We start from the raw sequence: 21684 nt of genomic DNA, 5'->3' as shown, positions 1-21684 counted from the left end.
GGAATGGGCGGCATGGGCGGCATGATGTAATAAGGCGTCAGCCTTGTTACCAATGCCCCACCGTACTTGCCTATCCTCCGGAATACTCCGGGCCGATTGTGCCCGAAGTGTCGGATGGGGATGAATTCAGGGCGGTCTGCGGACCGCCCTTTATTGTTTTAGATCCTTGGTATTGAACCGGATAAACTCAAATCGTCCAGACGCCTTGTGCGAAATCTTGGCTTTTGAATTAGCAATAGTTTAACCATTAACTGAAATTAAGGGTAGGCTTACTCAGAAAGCGCAAGTGGATTCTTTGTTGCGTTGAGAACCCTGTGATTGCAAGACACCGACGTGGTGATGGATACTGTTTGACGGAGATTTCCGTGCCGGGCGTATTCCGGTCAGATCAGACAGGACCTCATATTTCGCCGAGCCGGGCCGCGCATGATGCGCATCCGGGCACACAGGGCATATTTACATGATCGAACTCATCACGCTCTGCCGAGGTGGATATTGTTCAAGATTACTAAAGCGAACGACTTAGAAGGGTTTGGCGCGCCGCCGAAAGGCTTTGTCACGCCGGATCCGGAGCTTGTCTCGCATTATTGCCGAATAGAAAGCTGGACCGCCAATCTCGCGACCGGTGTCTTTTTCATCGGGCCGGCGGCCCGGCATCACCACGGGCTCCCCGACGAGGGAGATTTCGGGCTGCTCAATCTGGTGCAATGCTACGATGCACCGTGCCGGCATCAGGTGCTGGAACTTTACGAAGTGGCCGCGACCAGCCCTTCGTCATTTTGCTTTTCCACCACCATCATTCACGAGGACGGCAGTCATTCTCCGGTTCTGTGCACTGGCCAGTCCTCCAACTTCTCCGATGACGGCGACGGTTCCATCAACGGCATTTTCATATTTCCGAAATTCAAGCTGGATCGAAACAAACCGTCGCACAATCACTGATGCATACGGGTTCCATTGGATTTCATTTGAACCTTGCCGAACACGCATCGCTTCGAAGTCTTTAAGCGGCATTTGCGTCTTCAATCGGATACGAGGCATCGCACTGCCGGCGACCCCGTTGCGTCAAGTTTAAATGAACGATATGTTCAACATTGTTCAGCTATTCAGACCTAATGATTGCAGATAGGTGTCCTGTCATGTTCAAACAGGAGACACCCATGTCCACCAACCTACTGCTTCTCATTGCTCGCGTTCTGTTGAGCTTCATGTTCATCCTTTCCGGTTTCGACAAGCTGACAGATCCAGCTGCAACAGCAGGCATGATCTCCGGCGCCGGCCTGCCAGCCGCGACACTGCTGGCATACCTTGCCGGCGCATTCGAGTTGATTGCCGGCCTTTTCGTGCTTGTCGGTTTCCAGACCAGGATCACCGGTTGGGCGTTGGCTGCGTTCTGCGTGTTCACGGGCCTGGTCTTTCACTCGGGAACTGTTGCCATTGACGGCTGGCCTGAAGGTGCGCTCGGCTGGATCAACACACTGAACATGATCATGATGATGAAGAACATCACGCTGGCAGGCGCCTATATCCTGCTTGCCGTTGTCGGCGCCGGCGCCTATTCCATCGACGCCCGTCGCGGTGCGACGCCGTTTGCCCGGACCGTCTGAACAATCCGGACCGTCTGAACAACAAATCCAGCTGAATCGAATGCAGCCCCCGGTGCATGAATGCGCCGGGGGCTTTCGCGTTCAGGCAAGAGGCTGGCGATTGACAGGCAACGGGCTGTTCCGAGTGCGCGCGGCGGGCGCTGCCCGCTTTGCCACGAACCAGATCGCCGCAGCTATGATTCCGGCGATCGACAACAACTTTATGGCCGGTGAGGTGAAATAGGCCTCCCCGCCAAAAAACATGCCCAACAACCCGAGAGTGAGACCGGCCGTTACAACAACGCTAAGCAAGGCCGGTGCGAACTCGCCGCGCAAAATCGCGGCATCCGGTCTGATCGCGGCCATTCGCGTCAGTACGGCAAGCAGTAGCAGCGACGACAGAAACACTGCCGATGCGATGGCAAATTCCATGATGTACCCCACAATCCAAAATCATCCCGGTGCCAGGGACGAGGCTGAACCGGTGGAGAAGCGGCTTTTTGGTTGGCGGAGCCATTCGTCTGCCTGCGGCGATCTGGGGCTGGCCGAAGGGACGCGAAGGACGCGTGCAGGCCGGGTCTTTCCCGGAGACTTCAACTCTGCCTCAAAGCAGCAAAAACACAAGTGGGACGAACGTCGGCACGAAAATAAAGTTGGCTTGCCGGTCTTTGCCGGTGATCCGCGCGCAAGCATGATGCGTAGATGAGATTGTGAGCCGCAGTTGCCCCCCGATCTGACATGCTGCGGCGACGCAGTCGACAGGGATTCCGCCCTCCCTTCGACATGGCCGCCCCACGAAGGGGCGGCCTTTTTCATGCGCTACCGCAAGGCTTCGCCGATTCGAGGCCGGATCAGGTTACGGACCGGACCGCCTTGATGATTGCCGCCATGCGGGGATCGCCATCATGCGACGGCTTGCGGGCGCGCACCAGACAGGCTTCAGACTTCAGGATCACGCCGTCCGACAGGATTCTGAGATGATTGGCAGTCAGGGTCGAGCCGGTGGAGGTGATATCGACAATGATATCGGCGGCACCCGAAGCCGGCGCACCTTCGGTGGCGCCGAGGCTTTCCACGATGCGGTAAAGCTGGATGCCATGGCGGGTGGAAAAGAAATTTTGCGTCAGCCGCCAGTACTTGGTGGCGATAGCCAGCCGGCGGCCATGACGGGCACGGAAATCCGCGGCCACATCGCCGAGATCGGCCATGCTGTCGACATCCTTCCAGATGTCGGGCACAGCGACCACCACATCGGCATGACCAAACCCGAGCCGGGCCATGATTTCGGCCTTCTCGTCAGCGCGCGGCAGGCTTTCGCGCACCAGATCCTCACCGGTAACACCGAAATCCACGGCACCGGCGCCAAGTTCGCGGGCAATCTCGGAGGCCGACAGGAAGGCGACCTCGACCCCGTCGATGCCTTCGATGCGGCCGCGATAGCTGCGGTCATTGCCGATCGCCGACACCGGCAGTCCGGCGCGCTCAAACACCGCGATGGCGTCATCCTTCATCCGGCCCTTGGATGGCAGCGCGATTGTCAGTGCCTCTGGGGTAATGGTCATGATCGGGCCCTCACGGTTTCCATCCGGTCAAGCCAGAGCGAAAAGCCCACGGCAGGGATAGGTTCGCGCGCGCCAAGCAGCGTCATCAGCCGGTCGTAGCGGCCACCGCCGGCGAGAACCAGACCCGTTTCGCCCGCCGCGATCTCGAACACGAGCCCGGTATAGTAATCCAGCGGACGGCCAAACGCGGCACGCCAGTGCATGCGCGCCAGATCTTCGCCCCGCTCCGACAGGGCGTTGAGGCGGGCTTCGAAACTCTGCTGCGCGGCGCGGATATCGAGCCCTGCAGCCTTGGCAAAGTCAGACAGCACCTGCGCGGCGCGATCAAGGGGCACATCAAGCGCGAGGAAAGCCTTGAGCGCGTCAAGCGAGGCCGGCGACAACCGGGTCGAGGCGAGCGTCTGCTTGTCCATCAGCCGTGCGGTGATTTCGGCGGGCGACCGGCTGGCATGAGTGGAATAGCCGGTGGCCTCCATGACACTTTCGATGTGGGCCTCCAGACCGCCGGCATCCCCCTTGGCGAGGAAGCCTGCAACAGCCTCATCGGGAGCGGCCGACGCGTCGGGACTGGCCAATCGGGCGATCATGGCGGCAAGCGCCTGCTCATTGCCAAAGGCATGGATCAGCCGTTTCTGCCAGCCCGCGGGCAAGCCAAGGCCCGCGACAACGGCTTCAAACACCGACTGATCGCCAAGGGTAACGGTGAGGTCGTGACCCGACGCATAATGCGAAACAAGCGCGCGGGCATCGGAGACAGCCTGGGCATCGGCGCGTGCCTCATCGGTCTCGCCCAGATCCTCGACACCTGCCTGGAAAAACTCGTTCGCCCCATCGCGGCGCTGGCGGAACACCTGCCCCAGATAGGAGTAGCGGCGTGGTGTGGCCACACCCTCGGCGATATGGGCGCGGCAGACCGGAATGGTGAATTCGGGCCTGAGGCAGAGGCTTTCCCCGGTCTCGGATTCGGTGAGGAAGATGCGGCGGCGCAGATCCTCGCCGGCCATGTCCAGAAACGGCTCGGCCGGCTGGATTACCGGGGTGTCGACACGCGGCGCCTGCAGCGCGGCAAGTGCGCGGGCGAGATCGTCGGCGAAATCTGGAAGTCCGGCCTGGGGCATAGGTGTCTCAGCCCTGCCCGTTGGCAGTGTTGAGTGCGGCGTCGGACGCCTGCTCGGCAAGGATCCGCTTGACGGTGATGACCAGATCTCCCTCGTCGACCAGATGTTCGCCGGCCTTGGCCTCGCGCCATTCGGCGTTGTCGGTGATGGTTTCGGCGATGCGCTTGCCCTCGATCAGGTCCTTGACGATGACTTGGCCCGCCTCCTTCTCGTTGCCGCCCTGAATGATGGCGATGGGTGAACCGCGACGGTCGGCATAGCGCAACTGCTTGGGGAAATCCTTGGGATTGCCCTGGAACAGCTCGACCGGAATGGTCGGTCCGAGCGGCTGGTTGTTGTCATCCACCGGGTTGAGCGCGGTGCGCAGTACCTGCGCCATTTTGGCGTAATCGCCGATGCGGTCGCGATCCATGATGGTGATGAGGATCGGACCGGTGGCTGCTTCGCCCGAAATCTTGCCGAGGTTCTTCAGCGCGGTCATCAGCCGCGAGACGCCGATGGAAAAGCCAGTGGCAGGCACGGGCTGGCCCATAAAACGCGAAACCAGACCATCATAACGGCCACCGCCGCCGACCGAGCCGAACTGGACTTTTTGGCCCTTCTCGTTGGTAACATCGAACAGCAGTTCAGCCTCGTAAACAGGACCGGTGTAATATTCGAGGCCACGGACGACGGAGCGGTCGATCTTGATGCGATCAGGTCCGTAACCTGCTGCCTCGAAAAGTGAACGCATGGTTCGTAGTTCCTCCTCTCCCTCCTTTTGAGCTCCGCTTTCAACGTCGACCCCAAGAGCGCTTAGGGTGAACGAACTCGGATTGAATTTATTCTCCTCTCCATAGGAAACCTGTATTTGGGCAATATCTTTGTTGCCCGGAGGTTCACTTACCTCAAGGACCTCTTTGTCAAACATCCTGAGGAGGATAGCAATTTGGTCGGGATTCAACCCCGCCCCCGGCGTAAAGTCCCCCTCACCTTCCTTGCCGCCATCCCATCGGCCCGAACCGAGCAACAGCTTCACGCCCTCGATGCCGAACTTGTCGAGCTTATCAATCGCTCGCAGCACGGTGAGGCGTTTGGCGGCATTCTCCGGGCCGCCCAAGTCGATCGCCTCCATCACGCCATCGAGCACCTTGCGGTTGTTGACGCGGATCACGTAGTCACCGCGCTTGATGCCGAGCGCTTCCATGGTGTCGGCCATCATCATGCACATTTCGGCATCTGCCTGAACGCCGGGAGCACCAACGATGTCGGCGTCGAACTGCATGAACTGGCGGAAACGGCCGGGGCCGGGCTTTTCGTTGCGGAACACCCAACCGGCGCGGTAGGTGCGGTAGGGCAACTGGATGTCGTTGAAATTCTCGGCCACGTGACGGGCCAAAGGTGCCGTCAGATCATAGCGCAGGCTCAGCCACTGCTCGTCGTCATCCTGAAACGAAAACACGCCTTCATTGGGCCGATCCTGGTCGGGCAGGAATTTTCCCAGTGCGTCGGTGTATTCGACAAAAGGGGTTTCCACCGGCTCGAAACCGAAGCGTTCATAGACCAGTTTGATCCTCGCCATCATCTGATCAGTGGCGCGAATATCCCCAGGCGACCGGTCGGGAAAACCACGCGCCAGACGGGCTTTGAGTTTCTGGGGCTTCTTCTGCTTCTTGTCGGACATGAAAAAGTGCCTGCGAAAGGAGAAACGGTTCGTCGCGCTTCTCCTAACCGACAGGCCCTTTTGCTGCAAGGCTTTGGGAGCCCGGCCGGTTACAGCCAGACCCCCTCACCTATTCCGGTACCGGCTCAATAATAGGGTGAGCGGCACACCCGGCGCGGACCGTGATAGGGCTGGAACGAGTTGTCATAGTCACGATACGAGCGGTACTTGTTGTAGCACCAGCGAACGTGCTGCGGGTTCGTGTAACCCGGACGCGTTGCCGGACTGCTGTTGTTGAGCGCGCCGCCGACGATGGCACCCAGTGCAAAGGCCGCGGGCGGGAACCAGTAGCCGTTGTGCCGGCGATACCCGCGACGCTGATGCCGGTAGCCACGGTGACCGTTATAGTAACCGCGATTGTTGTGGCGGTAAAAGCCGCGCCTGCTGTCGCGGTTGTTGCGGTACATTTTGCCATGCTTGCCGCTTTCCACCTGGATCACCAGATTGGATGAGCCGGCTCTTTCAACGGCGGGTTTCTGCAGCATCATCGGCGCGGCGCTTGCCGGCGCGATAGCCGCGAAGCAAAACGAAACCGATATCATGGTCTTCATCAGTGTCTTTAACATTTCACACTCCTCATGTGGATCACAACTATCCCGTCAAGACGTCAACGCGCTGAGCGTTTTATGGTTCCGTCGGCCGCTCATGGATCTGGTTCATTCTGATTCTGGCCAGCCCCGGAACACACCGCTTTCGATGCGACTATATCAGCCATCCGGTGATTGCCAAACTCCGGCCGGCAGACCTTCAGCCTCCCGGTCTCGCGGAAACGTGACTGTGGAAATAGGCCGGCATGATCGACAGGCGGCGCCAAGCGGGCGATAGGTGTTGCCCTCGCCCTTCCCGACCCTTCTGAAGAAAGCGGTGCTGCCTTGCGCCTGGTTCTGCTCACAACCCTGACCATGATGGCATTTGCCGCGAATTCGATTCTCGGCCGGATGGCTATGGGATCGGGCGACGCACAGTTGATCGATCCGGCGAGCTATTCCGCGGTCAGACTTGCAGGCGGAGCGGTGATGCTCTGGGTACTGGTTGCTTTCAATGCCCGCGACCGGAATGGCAATGCGCGCGCCCGTTCCGGCTCCTGGGGCTCGGCTTTTGCGTTGTTTGCCTATGCTACGGCATTTTCCTACGCCTATGTCGCGCTCGACACCGGGACCGGCGCGTTGATCCTGTTTGCCTGCGTGCAGGCCACGATGATCGGCTGGAGCCTGAAGGAAGGCGATAGGCCGGGTGCGCTTGAATGGCTGGGGCTGCTGACCGCTTTCGGTGCGTTCATCTGGCTGGTCTCGCCGGGCCTGTCGGCGCCCGATCCGCTGGCGGCAAGCTTGATGGCGCTGTCCGGCGTCGCCTGGGGCGCCTATTCGCTGCGCGGCCGCGGGCTCTCCGATCCGCTGAAGGCGACGGCAGACAATTTTCTGCGTTCGGTGGCTTTTGTCGCGCCGCTCGGACTTATCGTTCTTGCGGCGCGATTGCCGGTGCACGCAAACATGCCCGGCCTGGTGCTCGCGATACTCTCGGGGGCAGTCACTTCCGGGCTCGGCTATGCGCTGTGGTACCGCGTGCTCAGGCAGATCGGGGCGACCCAGGGCGCCATCGTGCAATTGACGGTGCCGGTGATCGCAACACTCGGAGGCACACTTCTGCTTGGCGAAGCCTGGTCGTTGCGGCTGCTCATCTCGTCACTGCTGATCCTGGGCGGCGTCGCAACTGCGATCATCGCCAGGCAGAAACGGGCGTGAGCCTCACGCCTTGCCGGCGCGCTTGCGCAGCTTGCAGGTGAGCGCAAGCCCGACGCAATGCGATAACGCCGCCCTATCAGCGGTCTTTCCCGCTTCCAGAACAATTGCCCGGTTGCCCTCGAAATCGAGCGTGTCGGGATAAAGCCTGCGAAACTCCTCGACCAGATTGGTGTGGCAGATGAACATCAGCGCCACATCGCCATTGGCGCGCGGCTGGATCCGGACCGAACTGCCGGTGTTGCGCTTTTGCGGAGCAAAACTCTGCTCGCCCCATTTCAGGCTTTCCTCGAGCGCTCCGATTTCCGGAGTGCGGGCGGCCACGTCCAGGATCAGCGCCTTGAGCTCGTCGGGGTTCATCAGGGCCGCTGCAACGCGGCCCGCGCCGCCTCCACTTCCGTCCGGCAGCAGCAGCCTTCCAGATGATCGTTAACCAGGCCCATTGCCTGCATGAAGGCATAGACAGTGGTCGGGCCGACGAAACTCCAACCACGTTTCTTCAAATCCCTGGAGATGCGTGTGGACACGGCAGTCGTCGGATTGGCGGTCAATGTGGCGTAGTCGACCGTAACGGGACGATCTTCGGGCCCGGGTTCATGGCTCCAGAAATAGCGGGCCAGCGAGCCAAACTCGTCAACCATCTCGATGGCGCGGTTGGCGTTGTTGATGGTCGAGACGATCTTGCCGCGATGCCTCACGATGCCCTTGTCTGCCAGCAGCCGCTCGATGTCGGTCTCGTCAAAGCGGGCGACCTTGTGAAAATCGAAGCCTGCGAAACCGGCTCGGAAATTCTCGCGCTTGCGCAGGATCGTCAGCCAGGACAGGCCCGACTGGAAGCCCTCCAGGCAGATCTTCTCGAACAACCGGATATCGTCGGTGACCGGCCTGCCCCATTCCGCGTCATGATAGGCCAGATAATCGGGCAGAGTACCCGGCCAGAAGCAGCGCGTGCGGCCGTCCTCGGAGACGGTCAGACCGTTTTCATGCGCCATCATTTTGCTCCATCTAGCCGCTGGCTTGCATGGTTAATCGGGAATCGGGGGCAATTAAGCGGTCGTTCACCGCGTTTTGCAAGGCGGCGATAACCCTAAGAAGAGCTTTCCGGCCAAACCGGCTTTTTATTGACGCCGATTCACCAATTGATTCCATCCCGCGCCTCAGCATGGGTCATGAAGGCAGGGTCATCGGCGCAAACCGGCGGTGGCGTTCTGCCGAAATCAGACGAAAGGTATTGGGTCCGTCCGATGAAAAAACTTGCTCTTCTCTTCATGTCAGGCGCAGCCTTGAGCTTCGCTTCCCTCGCCACGCCCGCCGGCGCGGGTGATCGTTACGGCCAGCGTCCACCTGTGGTGTTGAGCCCGGATCTGTCCGCTCCCTGGGTGATGCAGCTTGGCGGTCAGGCCGCTCCGCGCGGCGGCGTTGTCTACCGCACTCGGCCCAAAGCGGCGCGCACGCCGGTCTATCAGACCCGTACGCTCAGGGCCGAACCGCGCCGGGTGACAAATGTGGCCCTGGCAGCGCCGCGGGCAAAACCCGCCCCTGCCCGCCAGATGGATCCACGTTTCCTGCCTCAGACAGTGTCTTATGACGGCGATCAGAAAGCCGGAACCATCATCATCGATACCAGCCAGCGTTTCCTTTATCTGGTCACAGGCAATGGCCAGGCGCGGCGTTACGGCGTCGGCGTCGGCAAGCAAGGCCATGCCTGGAGCGGCACCGAGAAGGTCAGCCGCAAGGCGGAATGGCCGGGTTGGACGCCGCCTGCGGAAATGATCAAGCGGGTGCGCGAGCAGGAAGGCCGGATCCTGCCTGCACACATGAAGGGCGGCCCTGAAAATCCGCTCGGCGCCCGGGCGCTCTATCTGGGCTCGACGCTTTACCGGATCCACGGCACCAACCAGCCCTGGACCATCGGCAATGCCGTGTCGTCTGGTTGTATCCGGATGCGCAACGAGGATGTCACCGAATTGTACGAGCGGGTAAAAGTGGGAGCCAAGGTCATCGTGATGTGATTTTGGGCCGGCAAAGGCCAGTTTATCAACCCGGCCCGGCGGCAGCGCCAGGCCGGGTTTTTTCACGTCTGGATCGCAGGTCCTGCCCAGTTTCGACCCTGAGTGAGGTTGATCCCCTGAAAATCAATGGTACCTTTGTGGCATAAGATGAAAAATCCAAGAGGGGACTCCATGACTTTGCCACGTCTTTCAACCCGTTTTGCCATCCTGGCGGCGAGCGCCCTGGCGCTGTTGATCGCTCCGGCCCTGCCAAGTGCATCCGCGATGCCCAGGAGCGCCACGCCACAAGCCCAATCTGCGCTTCCTGTCGTGCAGGTGGCGCAGTCGAAGAAACCGAAATCCGAATTCTGGCGCAAGAAAGTCAGGCTTCAGACCAGCGAGAAGCCGGGCACGATCATCGTCGATACCAACACCAAATACCTCTATTACGTCGAGGGAAAAAATCGCGCCACCCGGTATGGCGTCGGTGTCGGCCGCGACGGGTTTGGCTGGTCTGGAACCGTGAAGGTGGGCCGGAAGGCCGAATGGCCGGGCTGGACTCCTCCCGCCTCCATGATTGCGCGTGAACGCAAAAAGGGCCGTCATTTGCCGGCCCACATGAAAGGCGGTCCGAACAACCCGCTGGGCGCACGTGCGCTCTATCTTTACAAGGGCGGACGCGACACCATTTTCCGCATTCACGGTACCAATCAACCCTGGACCATCGGCCAGAACATGTCGTCGGGCTGCATCCGTATGATGAACGAGGATGTCGAACATCTCTACAGCCGCGCAGGCGTTGGCTCCAAGGTCATTGTGATCGGCCCGAATGGCAGAGGCTCGGAAAAGCTCTATACTGATCGCGGCATGGATTTCTTCGGCTCGCTGTTCGGCGGCTGAAGCACGATTGACGCAACCGGACCAAACGGTTTTCACAAGGCGGCATTTCGGATGCCGCCTTTTTCATGCCCTCAACTGACCCGGTCGGCAATGTGCTATTCCGCGGCTTCCAACCGCACTGTTTTTACCGCAGCCGGCAGCCCGGCGGGCTTCTCCCCGCCGTACACCCAATCGAGAAGCTCGACCGTATGGATGATCGGAATGCCGGTGCCCCCTGCGATCTGGGTCATGCAGCCGATATTGCCGGTGGCGATCAGGTCAGGACGGGTACGCTCGATGTTCCTGACCTTGCGGTCGCGGAGTGTCCGGGCGATTTCAGGCTGCATGATGTTGTAGGTGCCTGCCGATCCGCAACACAGATGCCCCTCGGGGGGATCCTTGACGGTGAAACCAGCGGCCTTGAGCAGCGCCTTGGGCTCGGTCGTAATCTTCTGGCCGTGCTGCATCGAACAGGCGGAATGATAGGCCACAACCATATCCGCGCCATTGACCGGCGCAGGCAATTCGATACTGGAAAGATACTCGGTGATGTCCTTGGCGAGCGCCGAAACCCGCACTGCCTTGTCCGCGTAGGCAGGGTCCTCGCGCAACATGAAGCCGTAATCCTTGATCGTGGTGCCGCAGCCCGAGGCGGTGATGATGATGGCGTCAAGGCCGTCATTTTCGATCTGGCGCGTCCAGGCGTCGATATTCCTGCGCGCCGCATCGAGCGCGTCATGCTCGCGGCCCATGTGATGCACCAGCGCCCCGCAACAGCCCTCGCCTTCAGGCACCACCACCTCAACCCCGATGCGGTTGAGCAGCCTGATCGTCGCCTCGTTGATGCAGGGCTTGAGCACGGGCTGGGCGCAGCCGGTCAGGATGGCGACGCGCCCGCGCTTTTCGCCGGCCGCCTGATGAGCGCCCGGTCTGGCAAACTCCGAAGGAGCCGGCACTGTGGCGGGCGCAAGCTCCAGCATCGCCGCCATCGGCTTCATGCCTGGCAAGGCGCGAAACAGGGGTGCGAAGGGCCGTCCGAGACGAGCGGCATAGAGCGAGGCGCGAAAGCGGCCGGGGTAAGGAAGCACCAGCGCCAGCAGCGCACGGGTGATGCGGTCCATCAAAGGTCGCTTGTAGGTCTTTTCTATATGGGCACGGGCGTGGTCAACCAAATGCATGTAATTGACGCCTGACGGGCAAGTGGTCATGCAGGCCAGACACGACAGACAGCGGTCGATATGGGTGACCACCTGTTTGTCAGCGGGCCGGTTGTTTTCCAGCATGTCCTTGATCAGATAGATCCGGCCGCGCGGGCTGTCGAGCTCATTGCCGAGCGTCACATAGGTTGGACAGGTGGCGGTGCAAAATCCGCAATGCACGCATTTCCTGAGGATCTTCTCGGATTCAGCGACACCGGGATCCTTGAGCTGCTCAGCGGTGAAATTGGTCTGCATGTCGCGGATACCTCAAGGCTATCACAAATGGATATTTGATGCGGCAGGCCGCTCGGGCCGGCCGCAGAATTCCCGGATTGCGGGTGCTGGAGCGCTCAGAGCAGCCAGCTTTGCGGATTGTCGATCGGTTCGTTGCGACCGAGTTTCTGAAGCCCGACGATCGTGCGCACGATAATCCAGAGGCCAACCAGAACCATCGTCAACATTCCAACCAGAACCAGCATCAGCAGACCACTGACCAAGGCACCGAGCAGGCCGAGCCAGAAGGTGCGGATCGCCCAGGTGTAATGGCTCTCGAGCCAGGGTTCCGATTTGCCGCGGTTGAGATGGGCAAGCACTATGCCGACGATGCCGGAAATCCCGATCACGAAGCTTGCAAGGTAAAGGATGTAGATAACCTGCAGATTGGTCTTTCCCGGTTCCAGCCAGCGGTCGGTCTGGCGGGGTTCGGGGGTGTGTTCCGGATTGCTCATTGCATACTTCCTTTTTTTTCGAAAGGACCCTCGGTCCAGGCAGCACCATGCTATCATATCGTCGCTGTCATGCGCCCCGGATTGAGAACGCCAGCCGGATCGAACTGATCCTTGATCCGCCGCGACAACGCCTCAAGCACCTGCGGTTGCGGCTCGAATACCGGCACGGACGCGCGCGTTGCCGCATCCGCCCGCACCAGCGTCGCATGGCCGCCGCCCAGCACCTTGATGTACTGGCGGACCAGATCGGCGTCGGGGTCAGCTTCCATCTGAAGCCAGACCAGCCCGCCCTGCCAATCGTAAAAGGCGTCGACGCCTGTCTTGAGCCGCAAGGCTGCGACAAGCTGGTGACCGGCGTTCGGCGCGACCGACACCCGCCAGACAGGCTTGGTGTGTTGCGAGGCAAAAGGCTTCACATCCCGGATGTCACGCCACAGCCTTTCAGTCTCTGGCGTATCAAGAACCGAGACCTCGCCGCGGCGGCGCATTTCCGCGACAAGCCGTCCCGAGCGGACTTCGACCGAAGGCGTCAGCCCTTCGAGCCTGAGGACCGTCAACGGGCCGCCCTTGAGCCGGCCGTCCGCCACCTTGCTGACAACGCTTTCCGGCAGATGCGCGGCGCCTGACACTTCGACAGACATCGCCATTGCGGCTGCCATGGCTTCAGCGGCTTCGGCGTCATTGAGGCCGGAGACGGCAATGCTCACCGATGTTTCGGGCCTCGGCAGCACCTTGAAGATGACTTCACACAATACCCCGAGGGTCCCCCAGGAGCCTGCCAGCAGCTTGACCAGATCCAGCCCGGTGACGTTTTTCATCACCCGGCCTCCGCTTTTGACAACGTCGCCCGCCCCGTTGACGAAGCGCACGCCGAGAAGGTTGTCACGCGCGGCGCCCGCCAGGATGCGCCGGGGACCGGAGACATTACCCGCGAACACGCCGCCGATTGTCGGCTCGCCGGTGCTGCCCAGAAGCGGACGATGATCCATCGGCTCGAAGGTCAGCATCTGGTTGTTGGCCGCAAGGGCCGTTTCGATCTCGGCGAGCGGCGTTCCCGCGCGAGCCGCCATCACCAGTTCGGACGGGTCGTAATTGGTAATCCCGGTCAGTCTGGCCAACGACAGTGTCGAGGCGCATTGCAAAGGCCGGCCCAAACCCGTCCTGGTGCCACCTCCCCGGATTTCGATCGGAAGACCGGCGGCATGTGCTTCGCTGACACTGCGTGCGACCTCTTCCTCGGTTTCGGGATATCCGATCTCCCCCGCACTCATGCCGCAGCCTTTCCGGCACGGGCCTGGGCGCTTTGCTTGCCGGGCTGACTGCCGTTGCGGCCCTCGAGCGGAAACACCTTGGAGGGATTGAGGATCCAATTCGGATCAAACGCCGCGCGCACCCGCATCTGCTGGGCGAGATCGGCGTCGGAATATTGATGGCGCATCAGATCGCGTTTTTCGATACCCACACCATGCTCTCCGGTCAGACAGCCGCCGGCGTCGACGCACAGCTTGAGAATGTCGTTGCCGGCCATTTCCGCCTTCAGGCTTTCCTCCGGATCATTGGCGTCAAACAGGATGAGCGGATGCATGTTGCCGTCGCCAGCATGAAACACATTGGCGACCCGCAATCCGTAGCGGTCGATGATCTCGCTGGTTTTTTCCAGGACATGGGACAATTGTCCGAGCGGCACGGTGCCATCCATGCAGATATAGTCGGCGATGCGGCCGGTCGCGCCAAACGCGGATTTGCGGCCTTTCCAGATCAAAGCGGCCTCGGTGGCCGACTGGCTTTCCTTGATGGTCTTGACGCCGTGCTTGCGGGCAATCTCGATGATGCGTTCGAGCATGGCGTCCATTTCGGCGTCCGACCCCTCGACCTCGACAATAAGCAGGGCCTCGACATCCATCGGGTAGCCGGCATGGGCAAATGCCTCACAGATTTCGATGGCCGGTTTGTCCATGAATTCGATGGCAACGGGAATGATGCCCGCGCCGATGATATCGGTGACGCAAGCGCCGGCGGCGACCGAGGTCTCAAACCCGAACAAAACCGGACGTGCACCCTCCGGTCTGGCGATGAGCCTGACTGTTGCCTCGGTAACAATGCCGAGCTGGCCTTCCGACCCGCAGATCAGACCGAGCAGGTCATAGCCTGCGGAATCGAGCGCCTTCCCGCCAATATCGACGATGGAACCATCGAACATGACCATTTTGACGCCCATCAGATTGTTGGTTGTCACGCCATATTTGAGGCAATGCGCGCCGCCGGAATTCATGCCGATGTTGCCGCCGATGGTGCAGGCCAGTTGCGAGCTCGGGTCCGGCGCATAGAAGAAACCATCGGCCTCCACGGCCTGACTGATGGAAATATTTGTAACGCCTGCCTGCACCACCGCGGCACGGTTTGCAAAATCCATATCCAGAATTCTGTTCAGCTTGGAAACGCCAATGACGATGGCGTCTTCCTGCGGTATGGCGCCACCTGACAAGGAGGTGCCGGCGCCGCGCGGCACCACCCGAATGGCATTGTCGTTGCAGTACTTCAGCACAGCCGCCACCTGGGCGGTGGTTTCGGGCAGCACAACTGCCAGAGGCATGCGCCGGTAGGAAACGAAAGCATCGGTGTCAAACGGCATCAGCTCGCGCTCGTCGGTAATCAGGCAGCTTTCAGGAAGCAGCTTCGCAAGATCGGCGATAATCGCGGGACGGCGGCCGATGACCGCCTGGTCAGGCTCCAAAAAAGCAATCAGTTCCGTCATGACATCCTCCTTCGCGACCCGCGACAGCAGTCAAAAACTGATGCACGGATATAACTGGTACTATTTATTTACCACTCATTCCAAAGATCGGCAATCCGGATTCCATCGCATGTTTCACCCCGGCCTTGTCGCAAACGGTGCCAATCGAGTTTCCTTGGGCAAAATGGTCTGGTGCGATTATGCTCACGTAAGAGTAATAGGTCTATCTGAAATGAGGGAGACTGCGTCGAATGAACAATCTCGGAGACCTCGAAATTTTCGCCCGAGTGGTCTCCGCCGGATCGATGTCGGCGGCCGGGCGCGAACTCGGATTGTCGCCGGCCGTGGTCTCCAAAAGACTTCGGCGGCTGGAAGACCGGCTCGGTACGCGGCTGATGCAGCGCACGACGCGGCAGATCTCGCTGACCGAAGCAGGTCAGGGGTTTTACGAGCGGGTGCTGGCCATCCTTGCCGGGATCGAGGAAGCCGAGGCCTTTGTTTCGCGCCGCTCGACACTGGCACGCGGCGTGCTGAAAGTTTCCGCCCCGACATCTTTCGGACGCATGCACATCGCCCCTCATATCAATGCCTTCATGCAGGCCAATCCGGATCTCGGCGTCAATCTGATGCTGCGCGACGAATTCGTCGACATCGTCGGTGACGGCTATGATCTGGCGATTCGGATTGCTGAATTGGGCGATTCGAGCCTTGTGGCGCGCAAACTGGCTCCTGTTCGCCGGGTTTTGGTCGCCTCGCCCGGCTATCTGCAGCGGTACGGTCGACCCCGCAGCATCGACGATCTTGACCGGCATATTTGCCTGGCAGCGCACAACAACGATCCCTGGAAGCTTGAAGGCCCGAAGGGCCAGATCATCCATCGTCCCACCGGACCGCTGCAAACCAACTCCAGCGAAGTGGTGCGTGAAGCGGTCATCGGCGGTGTCGGCATCGCGCTGCGATCGACATGGGACATCGGCACCGAACTGGCTGAAGGGCGGCTTGTTCAGGTTCTCCCCGCCTACGAAGGCTCGCGCAATGTGGCCATCCATGCGGTTTATGCCAGCCGGCGGTTTCTGCCCGCCAAGGTCCGACTGTTCATTGATTATCTGGCCGAGCTTTACGGCCCCGCGCCCTATTGGGAAAATCCGGTTTCCGATGCTCCGGCGCGGCCGGCCGGCGGTCAGTCCGGCTCGGGCAAGCCGGGGTCCTCAGAGGCAGTGCGTCCGGCTGGCGGTGACGGCAATGAACCCGGCTCAAACTCATTTGATACCGTCGACCAGGGCTGAGGCGCGCCGAAACCAGGTCGCCATTATTTGCTGGCAACTGGAAACTTGCCATGAATTGGATAAAAATATTGACCACGTTTCCCACCGCTTGTTACGATTGCGGAGAGGAGGCACCGGGAACCATTAATGACCACCGACATTTTTTCACGTATCGAGCATAGCCGGACGGCTGATGAAGTGGTTCATCAGATCGAGATTCTCGTGCTCGAGGGGATTCTGCGTGTTGGCGACCGGCTTCCCGGCGAGCGCGAACTGGCCAAGCAGTTTGATGTTTCCCGACCTATCCTGCGCGAAGCGCTGAAGGTTCTTGAAGGCCGCGGGCTTCTCAACACACAACATGGAGGCGGGACCTTTGTCGCCGATGTCATTGGCCAGGTGTTTACCCGGCCGGTGATGGAGCTGATTGCCCGGCACCAGAAGGCAACACTCGATTACCTGGAATACCGGCGCGAAGTGGAGGCCGTTACCGTTGAGTTCGCCGCCCGGCGCGCCACGGACGCCGACAAGGCGCTGCTGACCCGCATCATCACAGCCATGAAAGCTGCGCACCAGAAAGATGATTTCGAGGAAGAGGCGTCCATCGACGTGGAATTCCACAGCGCGATCGGCGAGTGCGCGCACAATATCATCCTGCTTCACACATTGCGGTCGTGCTACAGGCTGTTGACCGAAGGCGTGTTTTACAACCGGGCCATGGTCTACAATCTGCCCGGCGCGCGCGAACAATTGCTGCAGCAACATGTGGCGATCTATGAAGCGGTGATGGCGGGCGATGCACAGGCCGGACGCCGCGCGGCGCAGGCGCATATCGATTTCGTCTCCAGGGCAATGACGGATGCGCAACGCTCGGGCGACTGGGAACGGGTGTCCATCCTGCGCCTGCAACAACGTGCACCCAACCTTTCGGGCAACTCCAAAAAAGCCAAGCTGAAACAATCGGAGACGGCAAATTGACGTCGAGTGAAACAACGGGTGCGGGACAGCCGCGCGTGGGACTTTTTGCGACCTGTCTGGTCGATCTTTTCCGGCCGTCGGTCGGTTTCGCAAGCGTCAAGCTGCTGCAGGATGCAGGCTGCGAAGTGCATGTTCCGGTGGCGCAGACCTGTTGCGGCCAGCCGGCCTACAATACCGGGGACCGGGCCGATACACGCGAGATTGCCGAGCAGGTGATCGAGGCTTTCGAAGGCTTTGATTTCATCGTCGCACCATCCGGCTCCTGCGCATCCATGCTGAAGAAGCACTATCCCGGCCTGTTTGCCGGTAACGCTGCCTGGGAAGACCGGGCGCAGCGGTTTTCCGACAAATGCCACGAACTGATCTCGTTCCTGACTGACGTGATGATGGTGCGTGATACCGGAGCGGCGCTCGACGCGAAAATCACCTATCATGATTCCTGCTCGGGATTGCGCGAACTCGGTATCAGGGAACAGCCGCGCAAGCTGCTGGAAAATGTCAGCGGAATTGAAATTCATGAAATGAAGGACTCCGATGTCTGTTGCGGCTTTGGCGGAACCTTCTGCGTGAAATATTCCGACATCTCCAACGCTATCGTCACCAAGAAGGTCGGCAATATCGATGCTTCCAGCGCGGACATGCTGCTGGCCGGCGATCTTGGCTGCCTGATGAACATGGCCGGAAAGCTCAAGCGACAGGGATCCGATATCGAGGTTCGTCACGTCGCCGAAGTCCTCGCCGGCATGACCAGTCAGCCGCCGATTGCCGGAAGCGGCAAATAGGGCGGAACAGGAGACAGCCAATGGAACTCGCCGCCAAACATTTCAAAGCCAACTCGGCCAAAGCGCTGGTTGACGCGCAATTGCAGAAGGCGCTCGGCAATGTCGAGAAGGGCTTTATCGGCAAACGCCAGACAGCTGCCGATGCGCTGCCGGAATTCGATGCGCTAAGGGACAATGCCCGCGATATCAAGAACCATGTTCTTTCCCATCTCGATCTTTATCTGGAGGAATACGAGCGCAATGTCACCGCCGCAGGCGGCGTGGTGCATTGGGCCGAAACCGCCGAGGACGCGCGCCGCATCGTGCTCGACATCTGCAGGAAGGCCAATGCCCGCACGGTGACCAAGGGCAAGTCGATGATCACCGAGGAGATCGCGCTCAACGATCATCTTTCGGCCAACGGCATCGAACCGGTGGAAACCGATCTGGGCGAATACATCATCCAGCTTCGCGGCGAGCATCCAAGCCATATCATCGCGCCGGCGGTCCATCTGAACAAGGAGCAGGTCGAGGGCGATTTCCGCCGGGTTCATACGCATCTGCCCGAGGGGCGTGATCTGACCGAGCCTGAAGCGCTGCTTGGTGAGGCGCGCGAGGTGCTGCGCCAACGCTATTTCGCCGCCGATGTCGGAATCACCGGCGCCAACTTTCTCATCGCCGAGACCGGCAGCTCGGTGATCGTCACCAATGAGGGCAATGGCGACCTTACCCAGACGCTGGGCAAGGTGCATGTGGTGGTAGCCTCGATCGAGAAGATCGTGCCAACACTTGAAGACACCTCGCAGATCCTGCGCGTGCTGGCACGATCGGCCACCGGCCAGGACATGAGCGTCTACACCACGTTCTCGACCGGCCCGAAGCGCGATGAGGACCCGGACGGGCCTGATGAGTATCATGTCGTGCTTCTGGACAATGGCCGCTCGGCGATGCTGGGCACCGAGTACCAGGACATGCTGCGCTGCATACGCTGCGGCGCCTGCATGAACCACTGCCCGGTCTATCACGCGGTCGGTGGTCACGCCTACGGATCGGTCTATCCCGGCCCGATGGGCGCGGTGCTGACGCCTTCGCTCAACGGCATCGACGAGACCGGGCAACTGCCCAATGCCTCGACCTTTTGCGGACGCTGCGAGGCGGTGTGCCCGATGCATATCCCGTTACCCAAGATGATGCGGCATTGGCGCGAACGGGAATTCGAACGCAATTTGACGCCGTTGACAGCGCGTTATGGCCTGAAACTCTGGGCATTTTTTGCCAAGCGGCCAAAACTCTACCGGCTTGGCGCATCGTTGGCGATGCCTCTGCTGTCGCTGTTTGGCGGAAAATCGAAGCGGTTCCACACATTGCCGTTTGCAGGCGGATGGACCCGTCACCGCGACCTGCCTGCCCCCGAGGGACGTACATTCCTGCAAGCCTGGGCACAACGTGAAACGCTCAAGCAGGAGGCCGGACAATGAGCGCGCGCGACACCGTACTGGGCAAGATCCGGGCATCCATGCGGGTTTCCGGGCCTGATACAGAGCGCAGGAAAACCGTGGCCGCGCGGCTGGTGGAGACGCTCACCGGCGTTATTCCCGCAAGAGCAATGCTTCCCAAGGCCGGGCAACTGGAACTGTTTTGCGCCATGGCATCGCAATTCGGCGCGACCGTAACGCAGGTGGCCGATTACAAGAAGGTGCCGGCGGAAGTCGGCACCTACCTGCGCGCTCACAACCTGCCGGCCGAAATCCGCATAGGTGCCGATAAGCGCTTGCAAAAGGCCGGATGGACTTCGGTAAAGAACCTCGAGGTGCGCCACGGCGCGTCAGACGGCGGCGACCTGACAGGTGTCAGCCATGCCCTGGCCGGTATTGCCGAGACCGGGACGCTGGCGCTGATCTCCGGTCAGGACAATCCGACAACCATCAATTTCCTGCCCGAGCACCACATCGTCGTGCTCAAGGCTTCCGACATCAGGGGCGACATGGAAAGCGTCTGGACGATGGTGCGCAAGACGCAAGGCAAGGGCGAGATGCCGCGCGTCGTCAATCTGGTGACCGGTCCTTCGCGCTCGGGCGACATCGAACAGACCATCCTGCTCGGCGCGCACGGACCCAGGGCGCTGCATATCATTGTGGTTGATTAGGCCGGCCCTTCAAGACGAGCGGACGTATCCTCGCGGTCCTGGCGATCGGCTTTGCGCCTGAAGGCATCCGCCCACCCCGATGCCAGCCGCGGCAGCTCCGCCAGTTGGGCAGCGGTCTTCTGATCGATACGTGCGTCGAGACGGGCGCGTGTAACCCGTTCCACAGTCCATCCGGGATTGGGGCACTCCATGCGTTTGATGGTGTCGCCAACCCCGACCAGACCGGGCTCGAGCACACGGTAATACCAGCCGGTACGGGCTGTCTCCTGAAACAATGCAGCCATGGTCTTGATGCCTGTATGGGCATTGAGTTTCCAGCAGGGCTGACGTCCCTGCGACACTTCCACAACCGCTGATCCGAGCCGGAGCAGATCACCGATGCACAGATCGGCCTCGGTCATTCCAAACGTCGCGATGTTTTCACCAAACCGGCCTGGGCCGAAATCCTGCGCAGGATCGCCGAGTTCCGACCGCCAGGCTCCATAGTGATCCGCAGCATAGTGATGCACCGCCTTGTCGGGGCCGCCATGCACTTTCAGATCGGCTTGAGCATCCATCTCGAACCCTTCCCGTCCCAGTTGCTGAGGACAGTCGACCAGTTGCTTGGCGATTGCCGAGCCGGGTTTTCCAGACCAGGGATGACGGACCTGTCCGACGTACAACCCGACGACCCGCGCACTGGTTTCAGTTCTGTTATTCATCATGCGGTCTCATGTTCGTGGCAGATCTGGCCGATCTCGGCAGGCTGCAAATTGACGGCAAGAAGCTGGCAATAGCCACCAGCCCCTTGTTCAAGGTGATGGCGGCAGGTGCGGCAAATGCCGAATACCTTGCCACCTCGAGCCTGGATCAACCCCCGCAACACCGTGTCCAGACCAAGTTCGAGCGCTGCTGCGCTCTCGGACGGAAGATCGGCTAACACCTGATCAAGCGTCTTTTGTGCGGACGCCAGCGACTGTCCAGAATCGGTCACCTCGAACGAGATGCTGCGCCGATCACTTTGCGAGCGCGATTCCGTCACAAGTCCCTTTCGCTCAAGCGCTCGCAATGTCTGGGAAACGGTGCCGCGTGTCGAACCGGAGTAGGCGGCGACGTGCGATGGAGCGCGGGAAAACCGGTTGGCACGAACCAGATAGGTCAGTGCGGTCATCTGCGCAGGGTTGAGATCCTCCGCCCAATCCTCCGCCTCGGAGAGTTTGGCAAGGCGTTCGATCAGGGCACGGATACGCTGGGGCATGCTTGGGTTCATCGGGAAATAATAGCGAGTCAAAACAATTCTTGCAATAGTTTCGACTCGCT

At 60.5% G+C, this 21684-nt stretch carries 23 protein-coding genes; 10 read left to right on the top strand and 13 right to left on the bottom strand.

The window, feature by feature from the left end:
• Nucleotides 1–495 precede the first annotated feature (495 nt).
• Together ABJN75_RS04450 and ABJN75_RS04445 are read left to right on the top strand one after the other, a co-directional pair.
• Complete coding sequence (locus ABJN75_RS04450) at nucleotides 496–942, top strand: hypothetical protein (RefSeq protein ID WP_348437250.1); 447 nt, start codon at nucleotides 496–498, stop codon at nucleotides 940–942.
• A gap of 218 nt (nucleotides 943–1160) precedes the next feature.
• Entirely contained in the window at nucleotides 1161–1607 is a 447-nt protein-coding gene (locus tag ABJN75_RS04445) for a DoxX family protein (protein WP_348437249.1), read from the top strand.
• 81 nt (nucleotides 1608–1688) lie between these two features.
• Here the strand turns inward: ABJN75_RS04445 and ABJN75_RS04440 are convergent, their stop codons facing one another.
• From ABJN75_RS04440 to ABJN75_RS04420, 5 genes are all read right to left on the bottom strand, one after another.
• A complete protein-coding gene (locus ABJN75_RS04440; protein WP_348437247.1) occupies nucleotides 1689–2018 on the bottom strand; it encodes a hypothetical protein in 330 nt (109 codons plus the stop codon).
• Between the two features lie 419 nt (nucleotides 2019–2437).
• Nucleotides 2438–3148 carry an ATP phosphoribosyltransferase gene (hisG, locus tag ABJN75_RS04435; protein ID WP_348437245.1) on the bottom strand — a complete coding sequence of 237 codons (711 nt, stop codon included), beginning with the start codon at nucleotides 3146–3148 and terminating at the stop codon, nucleotides 2438–2440.
• Nucleotides 3145–4266 (bottom strand): ATP phosphoribosyltransferase regulatory subunit, encoded by a 1122-nt coding sequence (locus ABJN75_RS04430; RefSeq protein ID WP_348437243.1) that lies wholly within the window; start codon nucleotides 4264–4266, stop codon nucleotides 3145–3147. The genes hisG and ABJN75_RS04430 overlap by 4 nt, the downstream gene beginning before the upstream one ends.
• 7 nt (nucleotides 4267–4273) lie before the next feature.
• A complete protein-coding gene (hisS, locus tag ABJN75_RS04425; protein ID WP_348437241.1) occupies nucleotides 4274–5929 on the bottom strand; it encodes a histidine--tRNA ligase in 1656 nt (551 codons plus the stop codon).
• A 125-nt stretch (nucleotides 5930–6054) separates the two neighbouring features.
• The gene (locus ABJN75_RS04420; protein ID WP_348437240.1) at nucleotides 6055–6534 is read right to left on the bottom strand and encodes a BA14K family protein; all 480 of its coding nucleotides are present in this window, start codon (nucleotides 6532–6534) and stop codon (nucleotides 6055–6057) included.
• A 306-nt stretch (nucleotides 6535–6840) separates the two neighbouring features.
• Between ABJN75_RS04420 and ABJN75_RS04415 the strand changes: the two genes are divergently transcribed.
• Nucleotides 6841–7710 carry a DMT family transporter gene (locus ABJN75_RS04415; RefSeq protein WP_348437238.1) on the top strand — a complete coding sequence of 290 codons (870 nt, stop codon included), beginning with the start codon at nucleotides 6841–6843 and terminating at the stop codon, nucleotides 7708–7710.
• A gap of 3 nt (nucleotides 7711–7713) precedes the next feature.
• Here the strand turns inward: ABJN75_RS04415 and ABJN75_RS04410 are convergent, their stop codons facing one another.
• Both ABJN75_RS04410 and ABJN75_RS04405 read right to left on the bottom strand, forming a co-directional pair.
• Entirely contained in the window at nucleotides 7714–8067 is a 354-nt protein-coding gene (locus ABJN75_RS04410) for a DUF1801 domain-containing protein (protein ID WP_348437237.1), read from the bottom strand.
• The gene (locus ABJN75_RS04405) at nucleotides 8067–8699 is read right to left on the bottom strand and encodes a DNA-3-methyladenine glycosylase I (RefSeq protein WP_348437235.1); all 633 of its coding nucleotides are present in this window, start codon (nucleotides 8697–8699) and stop codon (nucleotides 8067–8069) included. The genes ABJN75_RS04410 and ABJN75_RS04405 overlap by 1 nt, the downstream gene beginning before the upstream one ends.
• A gap of 252 nt (nucleotides 8700–8951) precedes the next feature.
• Here ABJN75_RS04405 and ABJN75_RS04400 point away from each other — a divergent pair, with 252 nt between their 5' ends.
• Entirely contained in the window at nucleotides 8952–9719 is a 768-nt protein-coding gene (locus ABJN75_RS04400) for a L,D-transpeptidase (protein WP_348437233.1), read from the top strand.
• Nucleotides 9720–9890: 171 nt separating this feature from the next.
• Entirely contained in the window at nucleotides 9891–10598 is a 708-nt protein-coding gene (locus ABJN75_RS04395; RefSeq protein WP_348437231.1) for a L,D-transpeptidase, read from the top strand.
• Nucleotides 10599–10693: 95 nt separating this feature from the next.
• Here ABJN75_RS04395 and glcF read toward each other — a convergent pair whose 3' ends face one another.
• The 4 genes from glcF to ABJN75_RS04375 all read right to left on the bottom strand — a co-directional run bounded on the left by glcF (nucleotide 10694) and on the right by ABJN75_RS04375 (nucleotide 15259).
• Entirely contained in the window at nucleotides 10694–12031 is a 1338-nt protein-coding gene (glcF, locus tag ABJN75_RS04390; RefSeq protein WP_348437229.1) for a glycolate oxidase subunit GlcF, read from the bottom strand.
• 95 nt (nucleotides 12032–12126) lie between these two features.
• Nucleotides 12127–12504: a DUF4870 domain-containing protein gene (locus ABJN75_RS04385; protein ID WP_348437227.1), complete on the bottom strand. Its 378-nt coding sequence runs from the start codon at nucleotides 12502–12504 to the stop codon at nucleotides 12127–12129.
• A 53-nt stretch (nucleotides 12505–12557) separates the two neighbouring features.
• Nucleotides 12558–13775, bottom strand: a complete 1218-nt coding sequence (gene glcE / locus ABJN75_RS04380) for a glycolate oxidase subunit GlcE (RefSeq protein ID WP_348437225.1) — start codon at nucleotides 13773–13775, stop codon at nucleotides 12558–12560.
• Complete coding sequence (locus tag ABJN75_RS04375) at nucleotides 13772–15259, bottom strand: FAD-linked oxidase C-terminal domain-containing protein (protein ID WP_348437223.1); 1488 nt, start codon at nucleotides 15257–15259, stop codon at nucleotides 13772–13774. Before ABJN75_RS04375 ends, glcE begins: the two co-directional genes overlap by 4 nt.
• A 230-nt stretch (nucleotides 15260–15489) precedes the next feature.
• Here ABJN75_RS04375 and ABJN75_RS04370 point away from each other — a divergent pair, with 230 nt between their 5' ends.
• The 5 genes from ABJN75_RS04370 (at nucleotide 15490) to ABJN75_RS04350 (ending at nucleotide 20385) form a co-directional block, all read left to right on the top strand.
• Nucleotides 15490–16524 carry a LysR family transcriptional regulator gene (locus ABJN75_RS04370; protein ID WP_348437221.1) on the top strand — a complete coding sequence of 345 codons (1035 nt, stop codon included), beginning with the start codon at nucleotides 15490–15492 and terminating at the stop codon, nucleotides 16522–16524.
• A 126-nt stretch (nucleotides 16525–16650) separates the two neighbouring features.
• Nucleotides 16651–17478: an FCD domain-containing protein gene (locus tag ABJN75_RS04365; RefSeq protein ID WP_348437219.1), complete on the top strand. Its 828-nt coding sequence runs from the start codon at nucleotides 16651–16653 to the stop codon at nucleotides 17476–17478.
• Nucleotides 17479–17513: 35 nt separating this feature from the next.
• Nucleotides 17514–18260, top strand: coding sequence for a (Fe-S)-binding protein (locus ABJN75_RS04360; RefSeq protein ID WP_348437218.1), 747 nt, complete (start codon nucleotides 17514–17516; stop codon nucleotides 18258–18260).
• A gap of 20 nt (nucleotides 18261–18280) precedes the next feature.
• Nucleotides 18281–19717, top strand: a complete 1437-nt coding sequence (locus tag ABJN75_RS04355) for a LutB/LldF family L-lactate oxidation iron-sulfur protein (protein WP_348437216.1) — start codon at nucleotides 18281–18283, stop codon at nucleotides 19715–19717.
• On the top strand, nucleotides 19714–20385 hold the full coding sequence (locus tag ABJN75_RS04350; protein ID WP_348437214.1) for an LUD domain-containing protein: 672 nt from the start codon (nucleotides 19714–19716) through the stop codon (nucleotides 20383–20385). The genes ABJN75_RS04355 and ABJN75_RS04350 overlap by 4 nt, the downstream gene beginning before the upstream one ends.
• On the opposite strand, the gene ABJN75_RS04345 is transcribed toward ABJN75_RS04350, so the two are convergent.
• A complete protein-coding gene (locus tag ABJN75_RS04345) occupies nucleotides 20382–21089 on the bottom strand; it encodes an MOSC domain-containing protein (RefSeq protein ID WP_348437212.1) in 708 nt (235 codons plus the stop codon). The genes ABJN75_RS04350 and ABJN75_RS04345 overlap by 4 nt on opposite strands.
• Complete coding sequence (locus ABJN75_RS04340) at nucleotides 21086–21622, bottom strand: MarR family transcriptional regulator (RefSeq protein WP_348437210.1); 537 nt, start codon at nucleotides 21620–21622, stop codon at nucleotides 21086–21088. The genes ABJN75_RS04345 and ABJN75_RS04340 overlap by 4 nt, the downstream gene beginning before the upstream one ends.
• Between the last annotated feature and the right edge of the window lie 62 nt (nucleotides 21623–21684).

Origin of the sequence: Hoeflea sp., from assembly GCF_039975035.1 — a bacterium.
Classification (GTDB): Bacteria; Pseudomonadota; Alphaproteobacteria; order Rhizobiales; family Rhizobiaceae; genus Hoeflea.
Note: the sequence above shows the minus strand (reverse complement) of the source record. Positions and strands in the feature narration are given on the sequence as shown.

Excerpts from the sequence above, each read along its gene's own strand:
- ABJN75_RS04445 (WP_348437249.1), top strand. The coding sequence starts at position 1,161 with ATGTCCACCAACCTACTGCTTCTCATTGCTCGCGTTCTGTTGAGCTTC.
- ABJN75_RS04440 (WP_348437247.1), bottom strand. The coding sequence starts at position 2,018 with ATGGAATTTGCCATCGCATCGGCAGTGTTTCTGTCGTCGCTGCTACTG.
- hisG (WP_348437245.1), bottom strand. The coding sequence starts at position 3,148 with ATGACCATTACCCCAGAGGCACTGACAATCGCGCTGCCATCCAAGGGC.
- ABJN75_RS04430 (WP_348437243.1), bottom strand. The coding sequence starts at position 4,266 with ATGCCCCAGGCCGGACTTCCAGATTTCGCCGACGATCTCGCCCGCGCA.
- hisS (WP_348437241.1), bottom strand. The coding sequence starts at position 5,929 with ATGTCCGACAAGAAGCAGAAGAAGCCCCAGAAACTCAAAGCCCGTCTG.
- ABJN75_RS04420 (WP_348437240.1), bottom strand. The coding sequence starts at position 6,534 with ATGTTAAAGACACTGATGAAGACCATGATATCGGTTTCGTTTTGCTTC.
- ABJN75_RS04410 (WP_348437237.1), bottom strand. The coding sequence starts at position 8,067 with ATGAACCCCGACGAGCTCAAGGCGCTGATCCTGGACGTGGCCGCCCGC.
- ABJN75_RS04405 (WP_348437235.1), bottom strand. The coding sequence starts at position 8,699 with ATGGCGCATGAAAACGGTCTGACCGTCTCCGAGGACGGCCGCACGCGC.
- ABJN75_RS04400 (WP_348437233.1), top strand. The coding sequence starts at position 8,952 with ATGAAAAAACTTGCTCTTCTCTTCATGTCAGGCGCAGCCTTGAGCTTC.
- ABJN75_RS04395 (WP_348437231.1), top strand. The coding sequence starts at position 9,891 with ATGACTTTGCCACGTCTTTCAACCCGTTTTGCCATCCTGGCGGCGAGC.
- glcF (WP_348437229.1), bottom strand. The coding sequence starts at position 12,031 with ATGCAGACCAATTTCACCGCTGAGCAGCTCAAGGATCCCGGTGTCGCT.
- ABJN75_RS04385 (WP_348437227.1), bottom strand. The coding sequence starts at position 12,504 with ATGAGCAATCCGGAACACACCCCCGAACCCCGCCAGACCGACCGCTGG.
- glcE (WP_348437225.1), bottom strand. The coding sequence starts at position 13,775 with ATGAGTGCGGGGGAGATCGGATATCCCGAAACCGAGGAAGAGGTCGCA.
- ABJN75_RS04375 (WP_348437223.1), bottom strand. The coding sequence starts at position 15,259 with ATGACGGAACTGATTGCTTTTTTGGAGCCTGACCAGGCGGTCATCGGC.
- ABJN75_RS04370 (WP_348437221.1), top strand. The coding sequence starts at position 15,490 with ATGAACAATCTCGGAGACCTCGAAATTTTCGCCCGAGTGGTCTCCGCC.
- ABJN75_RS04365 (WP_348437219.1), top strand. The coding sequence starts at position 16,651 with ATGACCACCGACATTTTTTCACGTATCGAGCATAGCCGGACGGCTGAT.
- ABJN75_RS04355 (WP_348437216.1), top strand. The coding sequence starts at position 18,281 with ATGGAACTCGCCGCCAAACATTTCAAAGCCAACTCGGCCAAAGCGCTG.
- ABJN75_RS04350 (WP_348437214.1), top strand. The coding sequence starts at position 19,714 with ATGAGCGCGCGCGACACCGTACTGGGCAAGATCCGGGCATCCATGCGG.
- ABJN75_RS04345 (WP_348437212.1), bottom strand. The coding sequence starts at position 21,089 with ATGATGAATAACAGAACTGAAACCAGTGCGCGGGTCGTCGGGTTGTAC.
- ABJN75_RS04340 (WP_348437210.1), bottom strand. The coding sequence starts at position 21,622 with ATGCCCCAGCGTATCCGTGCCCTGATCGAACGCCTTGCCAAACTCTCC.